The sequence below is a fragment of the Robiginitalea biformata HTCC2501 genome (genome assembly GCF_000024125.1).
In the GTDB taxonomy this organism is placed as follows: Bacteria; Bacteroidota; Bacteroidia; order Flavobacteriales; family Flavobacteriaceae; genus Robiginitalea; species Robiginitalea biformata.
Genome location: NC_013222.1, coordinates 1,049,581 through 1,065,927 on the forward strand (window position 1 = coordinate 1,049,581; position 16,347 = coordinate 1,065,927).

Annotated in this window: 17 protein-coding genes; 11 read left to right on the forward strand and 6 right to left on the reverse strand. The window is 55.1% G+C overall.

Annotation, left to right across the window (positions count from 1 at the left end; genetic code table 11):
- Nucleotides 1-112 precede the first annotated feature (112 nt).
- On the reverse strand, nucleotides 113-1,675 hold the full coding sequence (locus RB2501_RS04645; RefSeq protein ID WP_041327497.1) for an Rne/Rng family ribonuclease: 1,563 nt from the start codon (nucleotides 1,673-1,675) through the stop codon (nucleotides 113-115).
- Nucleotides 1,676-1,929: 254 nt separating this feature from the next.
- On the reverse strand, nucleotides 1,930-2,220 hold the full coding sequence (locus RB2501_RS04650) for an HU family DNA-binding protein (RefSeq protein ID WP_015753597.1): 291 nt from the start codon (nucleotides 2,218-2,220) through the stop codon (nucleotides 1,930-1,932).
- A 100-nt stretch (nucleotides 2,221-2,320) separates the two neighbouring features.
- Here RB2501_RS04650 and mutY point away from each other — a divergent pair, with 100 nt between their 5' ends.
- From mutY to RB2501_RS04675, 5 genes are read left to right on the forward strand one after another with little or no spacing between them, the layout of a single operon-like run.
- Entirely contained in the window at nucleotides 2,321-3,391 is a 1,071-nt protein-coding gene (gene mutY / locus RB2501_RS04655; protein ID WP_015753598.1) for an A/G-specific adenine glycosylase, read from the forward strand.
- A gap of 15 nt (nucleotides 3,392-3,406) precedes the next feature.
- Nucleotides 3,407-3,877 (forward strand): single-stranded DNA-binding protein, encoded by a 471-nt coding sequence (locus tag RB2501_RS04660; RefSeq protein WP_015753599.1) that lies wholly within the window; start codon nucleotides 3,407-3,409, stop codon nucleotides 3,875-3,877.
- Nucleotides 3,878-3,895: 18 nt separating this feature from the next.
- Entirely contained in the window at nucleotides 3,896-5,224 is a 1,329-nt protein-coding gene (locus RB2501_RS04665) for a gliding motility-associated protein GldE (RefSeq protein ID WP_041326991.1), read from the forward strand.
- Nucleotides 5,214-5,768, forward strand: a complete 555-nt coding sequence (gene gldD / locus RB2501_RS04670) for a gliding motility lipoprotein GldD (RefSeq protein ID WP_041326992.1) — start codon at nucleotides 5,214-5,216, stop codon at nucleotides 5,766-5,768. The genes RB2501_RS04665 and gldD overlap by 11 nt, the downstream gene beginning before the upstream one ends.
- A gap of 12 nt (nucleotides 5,769-5,780) precedes the next feature.
- The gene (locus RB2501_RS04675; protein ID WP_015753602.1) at nucleotides 5,781-6,755 is read left to right on the forward strand and encodes a pyridoxal-phosphate dependent enzyme; all 975 of its coding nucleotides are present in this window, start codon (nucleotides 5,781-5,783) and stop codon (nucleotides 6,753-6,755) included.
- A gap of 63 nt (nucleotides 6,756-6,818) precedes the next feature.
- Here the strand turns inward: RB2501_RS04675 and RB2501_RS04680 are convergent, their stop codons facing one another.
- Nucleotides 6,819-7,286 (reverse strand): hypothetical protein, encoded by a 468-nt coding sequence (locus RB2501_RS04680; protein WP_238528105.1) that lies wholly within the window; start codon nucleotides 7,284-7,286, stop codon nucleotides 6,819-6,821.
- Between the two features lie 52 nt (nucleotides 7,287-7,338).
- Between RB2501_RS04680 and RB2501_RS04685 the strand changes: the two genes are divergently transcribed.
- On the forward strand, nucleotides 7,339-8,253 hold the full coding sequence (locus RB2501_RS04685) for a DMT family transporter (RefSeq protein ID WP_041326993.1): 915 nt from the start codon (nucleotides 7,339-7,341) through the stop codon (nucleotides 8,251-8,253).
- A 46-nt stretch (nucleotides 8,254-8,299) separates the two neighbouring features.
- Here RB2501_RS04685 and RB2501_RS04690 read toward each other — a convergent pair whose 3' ends face one another.
- Nucleotides 8,300-10,378, reverse strand: coding sequence for a M16 family metallopeptidase (locus tag RB2501_RS04690; protein ID WP_015753605.1), 2,079 nt, complete (start codon nucleotides 10,376-10,378; stop codon nucleotides 8,300-8,302).
- A 4-nt stretch (nucleotides 10,379-10,382) separates the two neighbouring features.
- Nucleotides 10,383-11,702 carry a M16 family metallopeptidase gene (locus tag RB2501_RS04695; protein ID WP_015753606.1) on the reverse strand — a complete coding sequence of 440 codons (1,320 nt, stop codon included), beginning with the start codon at nucleotides 11,700-11,702 and terminating at the stop codon, nucleotides 10,383-10,385.
- A gap of 231 nt (nucleotides 11,703-11,933) precedes the next feature.
- Here RB2501_RS04695 and RB2501_RS04700 point away from each other — a divergent pair, with 231 nt between their 5' ends.
- The 4 genes from RB2501_RS04700 (at nucleotide 11,934) to RB2501_RS04715 (ending at nucleotide 14,140) form a co-directional block, all read left to right on the forward strand.
- Nucleotides 11,934-12,386 (forward strand): DUF4199 domain-containing protein, encoded by a 453-nt coding sequence (locus tag RB2501_RS04700; protein WP_015753607.1) that lies wholly within the window; start codon nucleotides 11,934-11,936, stop codon nucleotides 12,384-12,386.
- 123 nt (nucleotides 12,387-12,509) lie between these two features.
- A complete protein-coding gene (gene rplU / locus RB2501_RS04705; RefSeq protein ID WP_015753608.1) occupies nucleotides 12,510-13,079 on the forward strand; it encodes a 50S ribosomal protein L21 in 570 nt (189 codons plus the stop codon).
- Between the two features lie 43 nt (nucleotides 13,080-13,122).
- Nucleotides 13,123-13,383: a 50S ribosomal protein L27 gene (gene rpmA, locus RB2501_RS04710; protein WP_015753609.1), complete on the forward strand. Its 261-nt coding sequence runs from the start codon at nucleotides 13,123-13,125 to the stop codon at nucleotides 13,381-13,383.
- A gap of 172 nt (nucleotides 13,384-13,555) precedes the next feature.
- The gene (locus RB2501_RS04715; RefSeq protein ID WP_015753610.1) at nucleotides 13,556-14,140 is read left to right on the forward strand and encodes a DUF3332 domain-containing protein; all 585 of its coding nucleotides are present in this window, start codon (nucleotides 13,556-13,558) and stop codon (nucleotides 14,138-14,140) included.
- A 162-nt stretch (nucleotides 14,141-14,302) separates the two neighbouring features.
- On the opposite strand, the gene ahcY is transcribed toward RB2501_RS04715, so the two are convergent.
- The gene (gene ahcY / locus RB2501_RS04720) at nucleotides 14,303-15,619 is read right to left on the reverse strand and encodes an adenosylhomocysteinase (protein ID WP_015753611.1); all 1,317 of its coding nucleotides are present in this window, start codon (nucleotides 15,617-15,619) and stop codon (nucleotides 14,303-14,305) included.
- An 81-nt stretch (nucleotides 15,620-15,700) separates the two neighbouring features.
- Here ahcY and RB2501_RS04725 point away from each other — a divergent pair, with 81 nt between their 5' ends.
- Nucleotides 15,701-16,339 (forward strand): 4'-phosphopantetheinyl transferase family protein, encoded by a 639-nt coding sequence (locus RB2501_RS04725; RefSeq protein WP_015753612.1) that lies wholly within the window; start codon nucleotides 15,701-15,703, stop codon nucleotides 16,337-16,339.
- The last annotated feature ends 8 nt before the right edge of the window (nucleotides 16,340-16,347 follow it).

Genomic DNA, 16,347 nt, shown 5'->3' on the forward strand with positions numbered 1-16,347 from the left:
AGTCCCGGCAACTTCTGCCTGCAGGGAGGTTACCCATTTATCGAGGCCCCGGTTTTTTCCCGGGTTTCCCGCCCGGACAAAAAAAAACAGCCGCTGTTGGGCGGCTGTTTGTCTATGCTTCCTGGGCTTCCTGCAGGGGAGCCCCGTCTTTGTCGGTAAATCGGTACTCCAGGTAGGAATAGGCATCCCTTGGCTGGATCTTGATCCACTTTTTAAATTCCAGAAACCACTTGGACCGGATGGAAGGAAATCCTTTGGTCAGATAGGCTGCTATAAAGGGGTGGGCATTCAGCGTGATTGCCTTTTCCCTGCCTTCGCCTTTCATGATGCGCTCCAGTTCGTCGCTGATCTTCTCGATCAGCACAATGGGCGCCTCCACTTCCTGTCCGTTGCCGCTGGGGTCCACCTCGGTGGTCTTGATGTTGACCTCCGGCCGGACTCGTTGGCGGGTAATCTGGACCAACCCAAATTTGCTGGGTGGCAGAATCTTGTGCTTGGCACGGTCGTCCTTCATTTCATCCCGCAGGTGGTTGTACAGTTTTTTGCGGTGGTCCGGGCGGACCATGTCGATGAAGTCGATCACAATGATCCCCCCCATATCGCGCAGCCGGAGCTGGCGGGCCACTTCCGCGGCCGCGATGAGGTTGACTTCAAGGGCAGTATCTTCCTGATTTTTCGCTTTGGTGGAGCGGTTGCCGCTGTTCACGTCAATGACGTGCAGGGCTTCCGTATGCTCGATGACCAGGTAGGCCCCCTTGCTCATGGACGCGGTGCGTCCGAAAGAGGTCTTTATCTGGCGCTCTATTCCGAATTTCTCGAATATAGGCACGTTGGAAGAGTACAACTTTACGATGGATTCTTTGTCAGGGGCGATTTCGTGCACGTAATCCTTGATCTGATTGAAAAGCGTTTCATCATCTACATGGATCCCGCTGAAGCTGTCGTTAAAGACATCCCGCAGGATCGATGAGGCCCGGTTGAGTTCCACCAGCACCTTGGACGGTGTAGACGCCCGATTGATTTTCTTGCACATCGATATCCATTTGGACATCAGATTCTCGAGATCCTTGTCCAGCTCCGCGACTTTTTTGCCTTCCGCAACGGTCCGGATGATGACGCCAAACCCCTTGGGCTTGATGCTCTTCACGAGCCTTTTTAGGCGGTCTTTTTCCTCCTTGCTGCCAATCTTCTGGGACACGGAAACCCGGTCCGAAAAGGGAACCAAAATCAGGTACCGTCCAGCTATGGAAAGTTCAGAGCTGATACGGGGACCCTTGGTAGAGATAGGCTCCTTGACGATTTGGACCAGCATGGTCTGATTCGGCTTGACTACATCTTTGATGCTGCCGTTCTTGTCGATATCTTTTTCGAATGAAAAGTTCTTAAGGGAAAAGTCTTTCAACCTGCCGGATCGGGCCAACTTCAGGAATTTCAGCATACTCTTTAGCTGAGGCCCCAGGTCGTGGTAGTGAAGGAATGCATCCTTCTCATACCCTACGTTTACAAAGGCTGCATTGAGCCCGGTAACCGGTTTCCGGATTTTGGCGAGCATGATGTCGCCCACGTTGAATTTATGATCGTCTTCGTCTTTGTGAAGCTCGATGAGTTTCCCATTCTTAAGCAAGGCAAAATCGACGGAATTGGAATTGGATCTTACGATTAATTCTCTGTTCACCTGATTCATTTTTTTTCCCCGTTCCTTCTAGGGAACAGGAAAGATTAAACAATACTAATTGCAGGTTATATCGTAAACCCGTCGAAATCCCGATAGGAATTTCTATGTCAAAGAACGTATCAAAACTGAAAAAGTAGTACTGAGACTACTTTTTCTTATGGCGGTTAGCTCTCCTGCGCTTTTTACGCTTGTGGGTTGCTACCTTATGTCTTTTTCTTTTTTTACCACTCGGCATAGCTACTTCTTAACGATTTTTATTTAACCTGCACGTTGCTCTTAACGCCTTCGACAAACACTTTTGCCGGTTTGAACGCCGGAATGTTGTGCGCAGGAATCTTGATGGTTGTATTTTTGGAGATATTCCGTCCGGTTTTTTCGGCCCGGGTCTTGATGATGAAACTTCCGAATCCTCTCAGATATACATTGTCTCCATTCTCCAGAGAAGATTTTACCGCCTCCATGAATTTTTCAACGGTTGCTTGTACATCTCCTTTTTCCATTCCCAGTTCCTCTGAGATTATTGATACGATATCCGCTTTGGTCATTTTGAAATAATTAACTGTAGGTTTTCAGGGTTGCAAATATATAAATATTATTGAATCTTTCGGCCAAGGAATATTTTTTAAGTACTTAATTCAGATACGCTTGCAAGCCAGCCTGAAGCACCCGAATTTCACATCTGCCATTTTGGAGTGGTACCGGATTCACCAACGGGACCTGCCCTGGAGGGGAAGCCGCGACCCGTATGCCGTCTGGCTTTCGGAAATCATCATGCAGCAGACCCGGGTGGCTCAGGGAACCCCGTATTACCGCCGTTTCCTGGAGCGGTTCCCGGAGGTTTCCGACCTGGCCACAGCCTCGGAAGAGGAGGTGCTCAAGCTCTGGCAGGGCCTCGGGTATTATTCCCGTGCCCGGAACCTGCATGCAGCCGCCCGGAAGGTGGCTTTTGAATGGGGCGGGAAGTTCCCCGAATCCTATAAGGGCCTGCTGGAGTTGCCGGGGGTGGGCCCCTACACGGCGGCGGCCATCGCATCCATCTGTTTTGAGCTGCCCCACCCGGTGGTGGACGGGAATGTCTTTCGGGTCCTCAGCAGGTATTTCGATGTCGATATCCCAGTGGATACAGGCCCCGGCCGAAGGCATTTCGACCAGCTCGCCAGGGAAGTCATGGATCCGGGGCAAATTGGCCGGTACAACCAGGCGCTGATGGAATTCGGGGCGCTGCAATGCGTCCCGGCCAACCCGGATTGCGCGAGCTGTCCGCTCGTGCAGAGCTGCGGGGCCCACGCGGCGGGTACCATTGGCCAACGTCCTGTAAAGCAGGGGAAAACCCGGATCCGCAAACGGTATTTCCACTATGTGATGCCCATAGGCCCCGACTTGCAGACGCTCCTTATCAGGCGGGGCGGCCCGGGTATCTGGCAGGGGCTCTACGAATTCCCGCTTCTGGAACAGGAGGCAGACCCGACACCGGCGGAGATCGGGGCCCTGATCACCACCCACTGCGGGACCCGTACCACCATCGGCACAATTACCCGGTTCAACGATGCGCCGCGGGTCCATAAACTCTCCCACCAGCACCTGTACACCACTTTTTGGCTCGCTCGTGCAGAGGGCCTTCCGGAGGGCGCCCTGCCGCTTTCCGAGGCGGAAGAACTGCCGGTCCCGGTCCTGATTGCCGAATTTATGGATACCGTTAAAAATTCGTACTTTTGACCCAATAACAAGTCTATGAGCGGAACACTGAATAAAGTGATGCTGATCGGGCATCTGGGCGATGAGGTGAAGTTGCACTATTTTGAAGGAGGGAACTGCATTGGCCGGTTTCCCATCGCCACGAACGAATCCTATACGAACCGGCAGACCGGGGAGAAAGTCACCAATACGGAATGGCATAACATCGTGGTTCGCAACAAGGCTGCCGAGGTATGCGAGAAGTACCTGGGCAAAGGCGACCTGATTTATGTGGAAGGCCGGCTGAAGACCCGCCAGTGGCAGGGGGAAGACGGCAATACGCGGTATACCACCGAAATCCAGGTGACGGACTTCACCTTTCTGTCAAACCGTAACGACCCGTCGGGGAACCCGCAGGGCAACCCGCAGGCCCGGGAATCTTCGCCCGGGAGGACCCCGGAACCCAAGGGGAACGAACGTCCCGCCCCGGTGGATACCCCGGACGAGGAGGACGACCTTCCCTTTTAAATAAATAATCTTCGGCTATTGGACCCCGAACCCTTACCCTTGGCAATCTTCCAGATCGGCGCGGATGTACTGCTGATCTCCAAACTTGCCCTGCTGGTGGTCCTGCTTGGCTGCTCGGCACTGGTGTCGGGGGCGGAGGTGGCCTTTTTCGGGCTTAGCCAGACCGAACTGAACGCCTTCCGGGATTCCGGGAGTACCCCGGGGGGGATTGTCTACCGGCTGTTGCAGAAGCCCAAGAAACTGCTCGCAACCATCCTGATTGCCAACAACGCCATCAATATCGGGATTGTGCTGCTGCTTACCGATGTGGGGGAAACCCTTTTTGCCACGGTAGACCAGGTCTACCTGGGGGTGATATCCCTGCGTTTCGTCCTGGAAATCGTCCTGGCCACCTTCCTGATTTTGCTCTTCGGGGAAATCCTGCCTAAGATCTATGCGAACCGGAACCGGGAGGTGTTTGCCCTCCGCATGGCCTATCCCCTCAAGGCGCTCGATTTCCTCTTTACCCCGCTCACTGCCCCCATGCGGGCAGGAACCATCCTGTTGTACCGCCGTTTGGGCAAGCAAAAGTCCAACCTGAGCGTGGACCACCTCTCACAGGCCCTGGAACTCACCTCCGAGGGGGATACCACCAGGGAAGAACAAAAGATTTTGCAGGGCATCGTCTCCTTCGGGAACACGGATACCAAGCAGGTAATGCGCCCGCGCATCGATATTTTCGCGCTCGACGAGGGGATGAAATTCCCGGAGGTACTCGAGGAAATCCGGAAAAACGGCTATTCCCGCATCCCGGTGTTTTCCGAAAACATGGACAACGTCCTGGGGGTGTTGTACGTAAAGGACCTCCTGCCGTACCTGGACCGGAAAACGTTTAACTGGATCACCCTGATCCGGGAACCTTTCTTTGTGCCCGAAAACAAGAAGCTCGACGACCTGCTCCTGGAATTCCAAAACAAAAAGAACCACCTGGCCGTGGTGGTGGATGAATTCGGGGGGACTTCCGGGATCGTGACCCTGGAGGATGTTATCGAGGAAATCGTCGGGGATATCAGCGACGAATTCGACGACGAAGACCTGATTTATTCCAAACTCGACGATAAAAACATCGTCTTTGAAGGGAAGACCAACCTGAAGGATTTTTACCGCGTCGCGCGGATTCCCGATACGGAACCTTTTGAACAGCGGAAAGGGGAGTCCGAAACCATTGCCGGGTTTGTCCTGGAAATTTCAGGGAACTTCCCGAAACGGGGCGAAACGGTCTTGTTCAACGAATACCGGTTCCTGGTAGAAAGCGTGGATAAAAAGCGACTGAAACAAATTAAAATAACTTTGCCGGATGATGCGTAGGATTTTTTTGCTTGCCGGGCTGATGCCGTTGATTTGGGGATGCGGGGAAGACCCCCTGCCGAAACCCCGGGCAATGCTGCGCCTGGAATACCCCCGGAAAGCCTACCGGGTACTGGAGTCCGACTGCCCGTTCCGGTTTGAATACAACCAGATGGCCTCCCGGGAATTCCGGGGAGACTGCGACCTCGTCCTGGACTACCCCGAGATGAAAGGGTCGGTGTTTATCTCCTACAAGGCCGTGGACGGAAACCTCAGGTCGCTGCTTTCCGATGCGCAGAAACTATCCTACGAACACGTGGTGAAGGCGGACAACATCGTGGAACAGCCCTATATCAACCAGGAGGAAGCGGTATACGGGATGTTTTACGAAGTGCGCGGGGATGCCGCGTCCCAGTCCCAGTTTTACGTTACGGACAGCACGGACCACTTTGTAACGGGGTCCCTGTATTTTTACGCCAAACCGAACTACGACTCCATCTTGCCGGCCGCTGTCTACCTGCAGAACGATATCCGCCGGATTATGGAGAGCCTGCGGTGGAAGTAATCTTCCGGATCCATGACTGAAACCCCGCATACCCCAGAGGACCACTATACCCCGGAAAGCCTGAAGGAGGCACATGAGCTGATTGTGCCGTATATTCACAGGACCCCGGTAATGCAATCCCGGCAGCTCAATGAACTCGCAGGCGCGGAATTGTTTTTTAAGGCGGAGAATTTCCAGCGCGGGGGGTCCTACAAAATCCGCGGGGCAACCCATGCCCTGATCCGGCTGAGGCAGTCGCGGGACGCAGGCGGGGTGGTGACGCATTCTTCGGGGAATTTTGCCCAGGCGCTGTCCCTGGCAGCCCGGAGCCTCGGGATGCAGGCGCATATTGTGATGCCCGAAAATGCCCCGAAGGTCAAGCGCGAAGCCGTTTCCTCCTACGGGGGGCAGGTGGTGTTGTGTGCCCCAACCCTGGAGGCGCGTGAAGCCGAAGCGGCGCGTATTGAACGCGAGACAGGTGCGGCGTTTATCCACCCTTCCAACGACCCGATGGTTCTGCTGGGGCAGGGGACTGCCTGCTTGGAACTACTGGAAACGCACCCCGAATTGGACCGGGTAGTGGCCCCTGTGGGCGGGGGAGGCCTGTTGGCCGGAACCAGCCTGGCCTGTGCGTTTTTCGGCCGGGATTGTGAGCCGGTAGGGGCCGAGCCCCTGGCAGTTGACGATGCCTACCGCTCCCTGAAAAGCGGCCGAATCGAAAAAAATGAATCTACCGATACCGTAGCCGACGGGCTCCGCACCGTACTGGGCAACCATACATTCCCGGTATTGCAGCGCCATGTACGCACGATTATCCGCGTGGAAGAAGATGAAATCATCCGGGCGATGCGCCTGGTCTGGGAGCGGATGAAGCTGGTCGTGGAGCCCTCGAGTGCAGTAGCCCTCGCGGCGGTCCTGCGAGATCCCGGCCTGTTCCGGGGCACCCGGACGGGGATTGTAATTTCGGGGGGGAACGTCGATCTGGACAACCTGCCGTTCAGCCGTTGATGCATGGGGACACCCCGCCCTGGGGGGTTGTGCCATAAGAAGCTAACCGGGTTTTCGCAAGTGTTATTCCCGATCCGCGCCTTCCCGGGCTTCCTCAAGTACCTCCCGGGCCCGTTCGATACTGCCGAGTACCTGGTTGCGCATGGCCTCCACCTTTTCCTGTTCCTCCGCGAGCCACGCCTGTTTTTCCTGACTGAGGGCTTTTCCCTTCATGATTTCCTCGTGGTCAAACCGGTTGCCAAAGCCCTGCATCCAGTCCATCATACTCTGGTGGGCTGCCTGGAGGTCCTGCATCGCAACTGCATACTGGCTGTCCTGCCCGGTGCTGTCCGCCAGGGGTTTTAATTCGGCCACGAGGTTGGCGATGGTTTTCATTTCCGGCATCACCTCGTCGTGTACGGCGATTACCTCTTCCATCTGGCTGGGGGCGTCCTTGGCCTCCTGTTTTTTTTCGCCCCTGCATCCTGCAAGCAGCAGCATACCTGCCAACATCGCTCCCAGGACCGGCCGGCCGCCTAATAGATTCGTCATACTATCGGATTATACCTTCAAAAGTAGCAACTTTGCAGCAATTGGCTGAGAAATGAGCGAAACGCGACGCAGGTGGTTGTACCTGATGATCCTGGCAGTAATCTGGGGGAGTTCCTATATCCTGATCAAAAAGGCGTTGGCCGGGTTCAGCCCGCTCCAACTGGGGAGTGTCCGGATCGCAATGGCAGGCGGCATGTTGCTGCTGATCGGTCGTCGCTCCTTGCGCACCATCGGACGGCACCAATGGAAATGGGTGGCCCTGAGCGGCGTGGTCGGCAGCCTGGTGCCCATGTACCTGTTCGCCTTCGCGGAAACCGAGATATCGAGTTCGGTGGCGGCCGTCCTGAATTCGCTGGTGCCCCTTTTCACGCTTTTCGTAGGGTATTTTGCCTTCGGGATTGGTTTTAGCAGGAACCAGTTGCTGGGCGTTTTGGTGGGATTCGCAGGGGCCCTCCTGCTAATCGGGATCGGCTCCCTGGCCCATCCGGGGAGGAACTACTGGTATGCCGGCCTGGTAGTCCTGGCCTCGCTGGGATACGCCTGTAACGCCAATATCATCAAAAGCAAGCTGTCCGGCATAAGCCCCATGGGGATTGCGGTGGGTAATTTTGTTTGTATCCTGCCCGTGGCACTGGTCCTGACCGGCCTGTCCGGTGCCCTGAGCGAGCCGGTACGGGCATCGGCCGAATTCTGGCCTTCGGTGGGCTACCTGTTTTTGCTATGCGCTTTCGGGACCTGTATCGCCAAAGTCCTCTTCAACCACCTGATCCATATATCCACCCCCGTTTTCTCGGTATCCGTCACCTACCTGATCCCGGTGGTTGGCATCCTCTGGGGCCTGGCGGACGGGGAGGCCTTTGGGCTGAAACAGGTAGGCGCGGCGGGCCTGATCCTTTTGGGGGTCTACCTGGTAAACAAAAAAAAGCGCCTGCAGGTGCAGGCGCATAAAAATCGTTCGGGTTCCTAGGCCCATCCCGGGGTACAATCCGGGGTAACTGCCCCAGGTCCGCGGGTCAGTCAAAATCCGAATCCTGGATCTGGTAATTGACCACAGCTTCCAGCAAGGTAGTCTCCACCTGCTGGGGGCCCATCGCCTGGGATTTCATGGAGGGAAACAGGATTCCTTCCACCTCCTGGTAATCCGAGATCAGCGTTTCCTGGTTCTGGGTCTGTCCGTTCATGGAAACGACGGATGCCTCCTTGACCTTCAGGCCGGTTTCCACATCGTAGAAATAACTGGTTTGTACGGCCTGTCCGGGGACGTCAATACGGTAGGCCGGCTTGCCGTCCACTTCCTCGGTCCCCGCCAGGCTGGCATCCGGGTTGGCCGAAACAGCCTGTTCCGGGAAAACCCCCACCACCTGCATCATATCCTGTTTCATCTGTTCGGGCAGGGGTACCTTGTTGCCCCCCTGTTTCATGTAGAGTTCGTCCCCCTTGGCAACGACGCCCATCATGGCATTGTCGTTCATAAAGGTCGTCTGCGCAAAGCGGTCGGCTGTACGGACTTCTTCGATGCGGATGGCCGAGCCCATGACATTCCCCTGGTAGACCAGCTTCAGGGATTCAATCCGGCCCACCGCTTCCCGGCCTCCGATTGCCTCGAAATACCGGTCGATGACGGATTGAACGGTAACGCCTTCCGGTACGGCAGCTTCGTAATCGGGCCGGTCTACCGGTTCCGCTTCCTTGTTGTAGTATTTCACCGGGATCTTCCGGCCTTCAAAAGTGACATTTTCGAGGTTTTCGAGCACTTCGCTTCCTTTTCCGGCCACCACCACCCGGGCATTGGACGGTTCAAAATATTTCCGGGCCGCCTGCTGCACGTCTTCCCGGGTGATTTTCCCCAGGCGCTCCAGGTAGGTCTTGTAGTAATCCGCGGGCAGGTTTTCGGTTTCGATGTTGAGGGCATACCGCGCCATGGTGGCGGGTTGTTCCAGGGCCAGGACGAAACTGCCGGTATACTTGGCCTTGGCCACTTCCAATTCGCTCTCCGAAACGGGTTCCTCCCGGATCCGTTTGATCTCTTTGAGGATTTCCACCACCGAGCTGTCGGTTACCTGGTTCCGCACGCTGGCGGTGGCCCGGAACCGGGCCGGGCCGTACTTGTCGTTGTTGATCTGCGAATAGGAGCCATAGGTGTACCCCTTGTCTTCGCGGAGGTTCAGGAAGAGACGCGCTTCGCCCCCGCCTCCCAGGATACGGTTGGCCACCAGGGCAGCCAGGTAGTCCGGGTCGTTCATCTGCAGCTCCACGAGGTTCTGCACCGCGATCTCCGACTGCACGGCATTGGGCATATCGACAAAGTTGATTTGCGTGTATTGGGCGTCCGATGGCTCGGTGTAGGAGAAGGACGGGGGGGCTGCCTTGGTCCATGGGGTGAAATACTGATCCACCAGTTCGCGGACCTGGTCAAAGGACACATCCCCGATGACCACCAGGTAGGCGTTGGCCGGCACAAAGTAATTCCGGTAGAATTCCTGCACGTCGTACAGGCTTACATTATTGACGGTCTCCTCCGTGGTAAATTCCCCATAGGGGTGCTCCTTTCCGTAGGCCAGGGCGCGCTGCACCCGACCGGCTATCTGTCCCACGTCTTTCTCGCCGGCTTTCAGGGAGGTGAGCAGTTTGTCTTTCTCTTTCTGGAACTCTTCCTCGGTGAAATCCGGGTAGAGGGCTGCCTCGGACATCAACTCGAGTATGCGGGGGAAATACGTGCTCAGGGATTGCGCAAAAGCGCTCTGCGCCCCAAAGTTGATGGTTGCCCCGAGAAAGTCTACCTCCTCGTTGAATTCGTCCTTGGGAATGTTTTCGGACCCGTTGCCCATCAGACTGCCGACCAGGGAGGATACCCCGGCCTTCTCGCCTTCTTTTATCGGCGGGTTGTCCAGGAGCAACTGGATGGTTACCCGGGGGAGTTTGTGGTTTTCCACCACCAGGACTTTCAACCCGTTGCGCAATTCAAAACGCTGGGGGTCCTGCAGGTTGATTTCAGGTGCCGGGCCCGGCTCCGGCATCTGGGACCGGTCTGTCTGTCCGCGAAGCGCAATTGCGCCCAGGAACACAAAACAAAATATCAGATTCTTTTTCATGCTGTTAATTTTCGCTGGGGGGTTCGGGCAGGTAGTCGATTACCACCCGTTGATTCGGTTTCAGGTATTTTTGGGCCACCTCCCGGATTTCCTCCCGGGTGATGGATCGGTAGATCTCGATTTCCTTGTTGATGAGTTCCGTATCGCCGTAGAGCATGTAATTGGTGGCGAGGGAACCGGCAATCCCCTGGATGCTCGAATTGGAATTCACGTAGCGGTTCTCGAATTTGTTCTGCAGCTTCTGGTAATCCCGCTCGGTGATCAAATCGGTCCGAACAGCCGCAATTTCCTCTTCGATTTCCGTGACCAGGGTGTCCAGGGGCGTCTCCCCAACCGGGAGCGAGAAGACGATATACATGCCGTAATCCTCCTGCCCGATATTAAAGGCGCCTACCTGCAGGGCCTGTTTCTGGTCGTCTACGAGTTTCTTGTAAAGTTTCGAACTTTTCCCGTCGGAAAGATAGGAGGAAATCATGTCCAGTACATAGGCATCCCGTTGTTTAAAGCCCGGGGTCCGGTAAGCGACAATGGATGCGGGGATCTGGATGTTCTTGTCGTAGGCGGTACTCCGTACCTCCGAGGTAATCGGGTCTTCCACCGGGTAATCCCGTACAATCTGGTCCCCGCGGGGGATTTCCGAAAAATACTTGTCTACCAGCCGGCGCGTTTCCGCCATGTCGATATCCCCGGCTACCACCAGTACGGCGTTGTTGGGGACATAGTACTTTTCATTATAGGCGATGACGTCCTCGAGGCTGGCCGCGTCCAGGTCTTCCATATACCCGATATTCGGGTCTTTGTAGGGGTGTTTCTCGAAGAGGTTTTTCCCGAGTACCGGAAGGATCTGACCGTAGGGGGAGTTGTCGTACCGGAGCCTGCGCTCTTCCTTCACCACTTCGATCTGGGTATCCAGGCCTTCCTGGTTGATAATCGGGTGGAGCATGCGTTCGGATTCCATCCACAACCCGAGTTCCAGGTTGTTCGATGGGAACACCTCGTAATAATAAGTGCGGTCCTGGGAGGTGTTTGCATTGTTCTGCCCGCCCCGGGAGGAGACGATTTCGAACCATTTACCCTTTTCGATGTTCTCGGTCCCTTCAAACAACAGGTGCTCAAAGAGGTGTGCAAAGCCCGTCCGGCCTTCCGTCCGGTCTTTTCCGCCCACGTGGTACATCACCGAGGTCACGACCACGGGGGCCGTATTGTCCTGGTGGAGGATCACATGCAGGCCGTTGTCCAGGTCGTATTCCTCATAGGCGACCTCCTGGGCCGCTGCGGGAAGCGCGCTGGCCAGGCACAGGATTGTCAGCAATAATTTTTTCATTGATGGTCTGGTATTAAATGTGAATCTGTAGGATGCCTCCCGGAGGATGCCTCCCGGAAAGAAGCGATCGAGCTAAAATAACATGTTTCCCGGGAAAAGCAGAATTTTCGGTCTCTGGTTTACACTTTATTAACCCCGGAAATGCCCGGACAACGTCAATCCCTGCCCAAATCGCTCGGAAATTTATACAATAGTATTATCTTTAAATACATCTAAAACCAGCAACGCACCATGACGAATTACGCGATACCCGTCCGGTTCGGGCTGGCAACCAGCGGTTGCCTGATTGCCTATTTCCTGATCCTTTCCCTGTTTGACATGCATACCAATGTATTTTACAGCTTGTTCAACGGGGTGATCACAGGGTTTGGCATCTACGAGGCAATCAAGGTGTTCCGGTTGCGCCTGGGCGCGGGCTTCGACTACAGCAAGGGCTTTACCGCCGGCATTGTCACGGGGTTTGTGGCAACGCTGATTTTTACGTTTTTCTTTGCATTCTACAGTACGGAAATCAGCCAGGACTTCCTGCAGAACCTGTCAACGGTCTTCTTTAAGGATTTCCAGAATTTTGAGGGGATCGTATTTTTTACCGTAGCCATTATGGGGTTTGCCACATCGGTGGTTCTGACGCTCACATTCATGCAGCTGTTCAAATCCTCCAATAACCTGAAAAAATCTTCCTAAAATCCTCCCGGACAGCTTGCCAGTTGTGAATTAAGCAGTATATTTGCACCCGCCTTAACCGGTTGCGGCATTCCGCGTCGGAATATGGCCATTCATTAAATTATTTAGTAACGTATTCACGCTATGTACGCAATTGTAGAGATAGCAGGGCAGCAATTTAAAGTTGCGAAAGACCAGAAGGTTTACGTGCACCGCCTGCGGGAAGAGGAAGGCCAGAAGGTTTCCTTTGACCAGGTCCTTTTGATCGGGGACGGTGACTCGGTAACCATTGGCGCCCCGGCTATAGACGGAGCCGCTGTTGAGGCCAAAGTCGTTAAACACCTGAAAGGGGACAAGGTTATTGTCTTCAAGAAAAAACGCCGGAAGGGGTATCGCAAGAAGAACGGCCACCGCCAGTATCTGACGGAACTGATGATCGAGGAGATCGTCGCCAAAGGAGCCAAAAAAGCAGCCCCGAAAAAGGAAAAACCGGCCAAATCCGAAGCGGCACCTGCCAAAAAATCGGAGCCGGCCAAGGATGCCAAAGCGGAATCCGCCAAGAAGGAGGCCCCGGCCAAAACGGCCCCCAAGGCGTCTGAGGACCTGAGCAGCAAAACCGTAGCGGAACTCCGCGAAATGGCCAAGGCACAGGAAATCACCGGTTACTCTTCCATGAAGAAGGCCGAGTTGATCGAAGCCCTGGGCGGGAAATAAATAAATGAAAACCGGGAAGCGTTTCCCAGAAAACTTATAGATCATGGCACACAAGAAAGGTGTAGGAAGTTCTAAGAACGGACGCGAATCGGAATCGAAACGCCTGGGCGTAAAGATATTCGGGGGCCAGAAAGCCGTAGCAGGCAACATCATTGTCCGCCAGCGCGGTACCCGGCACAACCCGGGGGATAACGTGTATGCGGGCAAGGATCATACGCTGCACGCCAAGGTAGACGGCATTGTCCGTTTCGACAAAAAGTCAGGAGGCAAATCCTTTGTTTCCATCGAGCCCAGCGAGGCCTAGAGGCCTGCGTTTGGATTACACATCGAACCCTGGACCGGGATCTTCCCGTTCCAGGGTTTTTTTATGTCCATATCCCGCGGCACCCGGTTAATTCAGCCCTTAAATTCTGCGATTCGGTTTTTTCTTCCGGGAGTAATGGATTAGTTTTTGTGGAAATCTAAAACCACAAGACATGAAAAAATCCATGATGGCCGTTGCCCTGGCCGCATCGCTGCTTTTCAGCAGCTGTCTGGGCTCCTTCAGCGCATTTAACAACCTCAAAGACTGGAACATGCAGGTATCCGACAGCAAGTTTGTCAACAACCTGGTGTTCTGGGGGCTGAACATCATCCCGGTATACGGGCTGTTTTTCCTGGGGGATACGTTGATTTTCAATGTTATTGAATTCTGGTCCGGGTCCAACCCAATAGCGATGCGCGATGGGGAATCGGAGGTGCAGATGGTGGAATACCAGGGGAACACCTACCAGCTTAAGGCCACCAAGAACAGGATGGCTGTCAAAGTCGTTGACGGCCCCAGGAAAGGCGGAAAAATTGAATTGTTCTACAAGCCGGACGAAAAGTCCTGGAACGCTATCCGCCCGAGCGGCGAGATTATCCCGCTTTCCCGAATGGAGGAAGGCTTTTATATCGTTTACATGCCGGACGGGAAGAAGCTGCGGATGAAGCGGGAAACCACCCGGGAAGAAGGCCTGGCGCTGATCCGGGAATACCGGGATTGCTATACGCTTTACGGTATGCTGGCCGAGGCGAAGTAATACCCGCTCCTGATTCAAAAAAACCCCGGCTGGATTCCAGCCGGGGTTTTTGATTTCAAATCTGTTGTTTTGGCGGCGAATGTGAAAAAGTGGATTCCCCTGTAAGGCGACAAGAGTTGCCCGGGAATCCTTTTCCCGCCTTCGAAGCCCGCCCCTCCGGGTTTAGTAGCGGTAGTATTCCGGTTTGAAAGGCCCTTTTACGGGAACGCCGATATAACTGGCCTGATCCGGGCGGAGTTCCGTGAGTTCGGCACCGAGCCGCGACAGGTGCAGGGCCGCCACCTTCTCGTCCAGGTGTTTGGGCAGCGTGTATACCTGGTTCTCGTAGCGGTCGTGGTGTTTCCAAAGCTCAATCTGCGCCAGGGTCTGGTTTGTGAAACTGTTGCTCATTACAAAGCTCGGATGGCCGGTGGCGCACCCCAGGTTCACCAGGCGGCCTTCCGCCAGAACGATGATGTCTTTCCCGTCCAGGGTGTACTTGTCTACCTGCGGCTTGATCTCGTCCCGGGTATGCCCGTAATGCGTATTGAGCCAGGCCATGTCGATTTCGTTGTCGAAGTGCCCGATGTTGCAGACGATGGCCTTGTCCTTCATAGCGGCAAAATGTTCTTCGCGGATGATGTCCCGGTTGCCTGTGGCGGTGATCAGGATGTCCATCTGGGAAACCACGGTTTCGAGTTTCTTGACTTCAAAACCGTCCATACAGGCCTGCAGGGCGCAGATCGGGTCGATTTCCGCTACGGTCACGATGGCCCCGGCCCCCCGAAAGGAGGCAGCTGTGCCCTTGCCCACGTCCCCGTAGCCCATAACGACTACGCGCTTCCCGGCAAGCATCGTGTCCGTCGCGCGCCGGATTGCATCCACGGCACTTTCCTTGCAACCGTATTTGTTGTCGAATTTCGATTTGGTAACCGAATCGTTGACGTTGATGGCCGGCATCGGCAGGGTTCCGTTCTTAAAGCGCTCGTACAACCGGTGGACTCCGGTGGTGGTTTCCTCGGACAGCCCGCGGATCCCACTGGTGAGTTCCGGGTACCGGTCCAGCACCATATTTGTGAGGTCGCCCCCGTCGTCCAGGATCATATTCAGCGGCTGGCGGTCTTCCCCGAAGAAGAGTGTTTGCTCAATGCACCAGTCGAATTCTTCTTCGCTCATCCCTTTCCAGGCATACACGGGGATGCCCGCTGCTGCGATGGCGGCGGCAGCGTGGTCCTGGGTGGAAAAGATGTTGCAGGAGCTCCAGGTTACCTCGGCCCCAAGTGCCACCAATGTTTCGATAAGGACGGCCGTCTGTATCGTCATGTGCAGGCAACCCGCAATCCGGGCGCCTTTCAGGGGCTGTTCCTTTCCGTATTCCTCCCGCAGGGCCATCAGGCCGGGCATTTCGGCCTCGGCGAGTTCTATTTCCTTACGTCCCCAGGCTGCCAGGGAAATGTCCTTTACCTTATAGGGGGTGTATTCAACCGCTTTCGTACTCATTGGAATTAAATTAGTAATTTGTCATTGGCCCCCGGCAAGGGGGGTAATTCTGTGCAAAGGTACGGATAAACTCTTATTTCCATGCCGTTATACAAATCGATAGAAGCCGATCCGGATATCCGCATCCACGTCTGGAAGGTTACGGAGCCCGAGCCGGAACTCGCCCGGGAAGTGACCCTGAACCCCCATTGTCAACAGCGGTACGACGGCATGCGGTCCGAGTTGCACCGCCGGGCCTTCCTCAGCATCCGGCACCTGATGGCCCGGGAAGGCTATACGGATGCAGACCTGTTCTACGACGAATCCGGGAAACCCCACCTGCGGGACGGCACCCATATTTCCATCAGTCATTCGTTTGAATTCACCGGGATCGTGCTTTCCCGGAACAAAGAAGTGGGGATCGACATCGAGAAACAGCGCGAGAAGATCCTCCGGGTTGCCCACAGGTTCACCCCGCTGCGGGAATATCGGTCCCTGGCCAACGACGACGCGCTGATCCGGAAGCTCACGATGGTTTGGTGCGCCAAGGAATCTTTGTACAAGATCATGGCCATCCACGGGCTGAGCTTTCTGAACCATATCTGCATCGACGACTTTGCCATGGACAGCGGGAAGACCGGCGGATGGGTGGTGTATGAAAACCAAAAAGCTCATTTTGGGGTGGATTTCACGGAATTTGAAGGCTTTACCTGTGCCTATGCGGTCCGTCAGGATGCGTAAATGGCCGC

What these genes read in the sequence shown, in the direction of transcription:
- RB2501_RS04650 (WP_015753597.1), bottom strand. Translation starts at nt 2,220, where the DNA reads ATGACCAAAGCGGATATCGTATCAATAATCTCAGAGGAACTGGGAATG.
- RB2501_RS04660 (WP_015753599.1), top strand. Translation starts at nt 3,407, where the DNA reads ATGAGCGGAACACTGAATAAAGTGATGCTGATCGGGCATCTGGGCGAT.
- gldD (WP_041326992.1), top strand. Translation starts at nt 5,214, where the DNA reads ATGATGCGTAGGATTTTTTTGCTTGCCGGGCTGATGCCGTTGATTTGG.
- RB2501_RS04675 (WP_015753602.1), top strand. Translation starts at nt 5,781, where the DNA reads ATGACTGAAACCCCGCATACCCCAGAGGACCACTATACCCCGGAAAGC.
- RB2501_RS04680 (WP_238528105.1), bottom strand. Translation starts at nt 7,286, where the DNA reads ATGACGAATCTATTAGGCGGCCGGCCGGTCCTGGGAGCGATGTTGGCA.
- RB2501_RS04685 (WP_041326993.1), top strand. Translation starts at nt 7,339, where the DNA reads ATGAGCGAAACGCGACGCAGGTGGTTGTACCTGATGATCCTGGCAGTA.
- RB2501_RS04690 (WP_015753605.1), bottom strand. Translation starts at nt 10,378, where the DNA reads ATGAAAAAGAATCTGATATTTTGTTTTGTGTTCCTGGGCGCAATTGCG.
- RB2501_RS04695 (WP_015753606.1), bottom strand. Translation starts at nt 11,702, where the DNA reads ATGAAAAAATTATTGCTGACAATCCTGTGCCTGGCCAGCGCGCTTCCC.
- RB2501_RS04700 (WP_015753607.1), top strand. Translation starts at nt 11,934, where the DNA reads ATGACGAATTACGCGATACCCGTCCGGTTCGGGCTGGCAACCAGCGGT.
- rplU (WP_015753608.1), top strand. Translation starts at nt 12,510, where the DNA reads ATGTACGCAATTGTAGAGATAGCAGGGCAGCAATTTAAAGTTGCGAAA.
- rpmA (WP_015753609.1), top strand. Translation starts at nt 13,123, where the DNA reads ATGGCACACAAGAAAGGTGTAGGAAGTTCTAAGAACGGACGCGAATCG.
- RB2501_RS04715 (WP_015753610.1), top strand. Translation starts at nt 13,556, where the DNA reads ATGAAAAAATCCATGATGGCCGTTGCCCTGGCCGCATCGCTGCTTTTC.
- ahcY (WP_015753611.1), bottom strand. Translation starts at nt 15,619, where the DNA reads ATGAGTACGAAAGCGGTTGAATACACCCCCTATAAGGTAAAGGACATT.
- RB2501_RS04725 (WP_015753612.1), top strand. Translation starts at nt 15,701, where the DNA reads ATGCCGTTATACAAATCGATAGAAGCCGATCCGGATATCCGCATCCAC.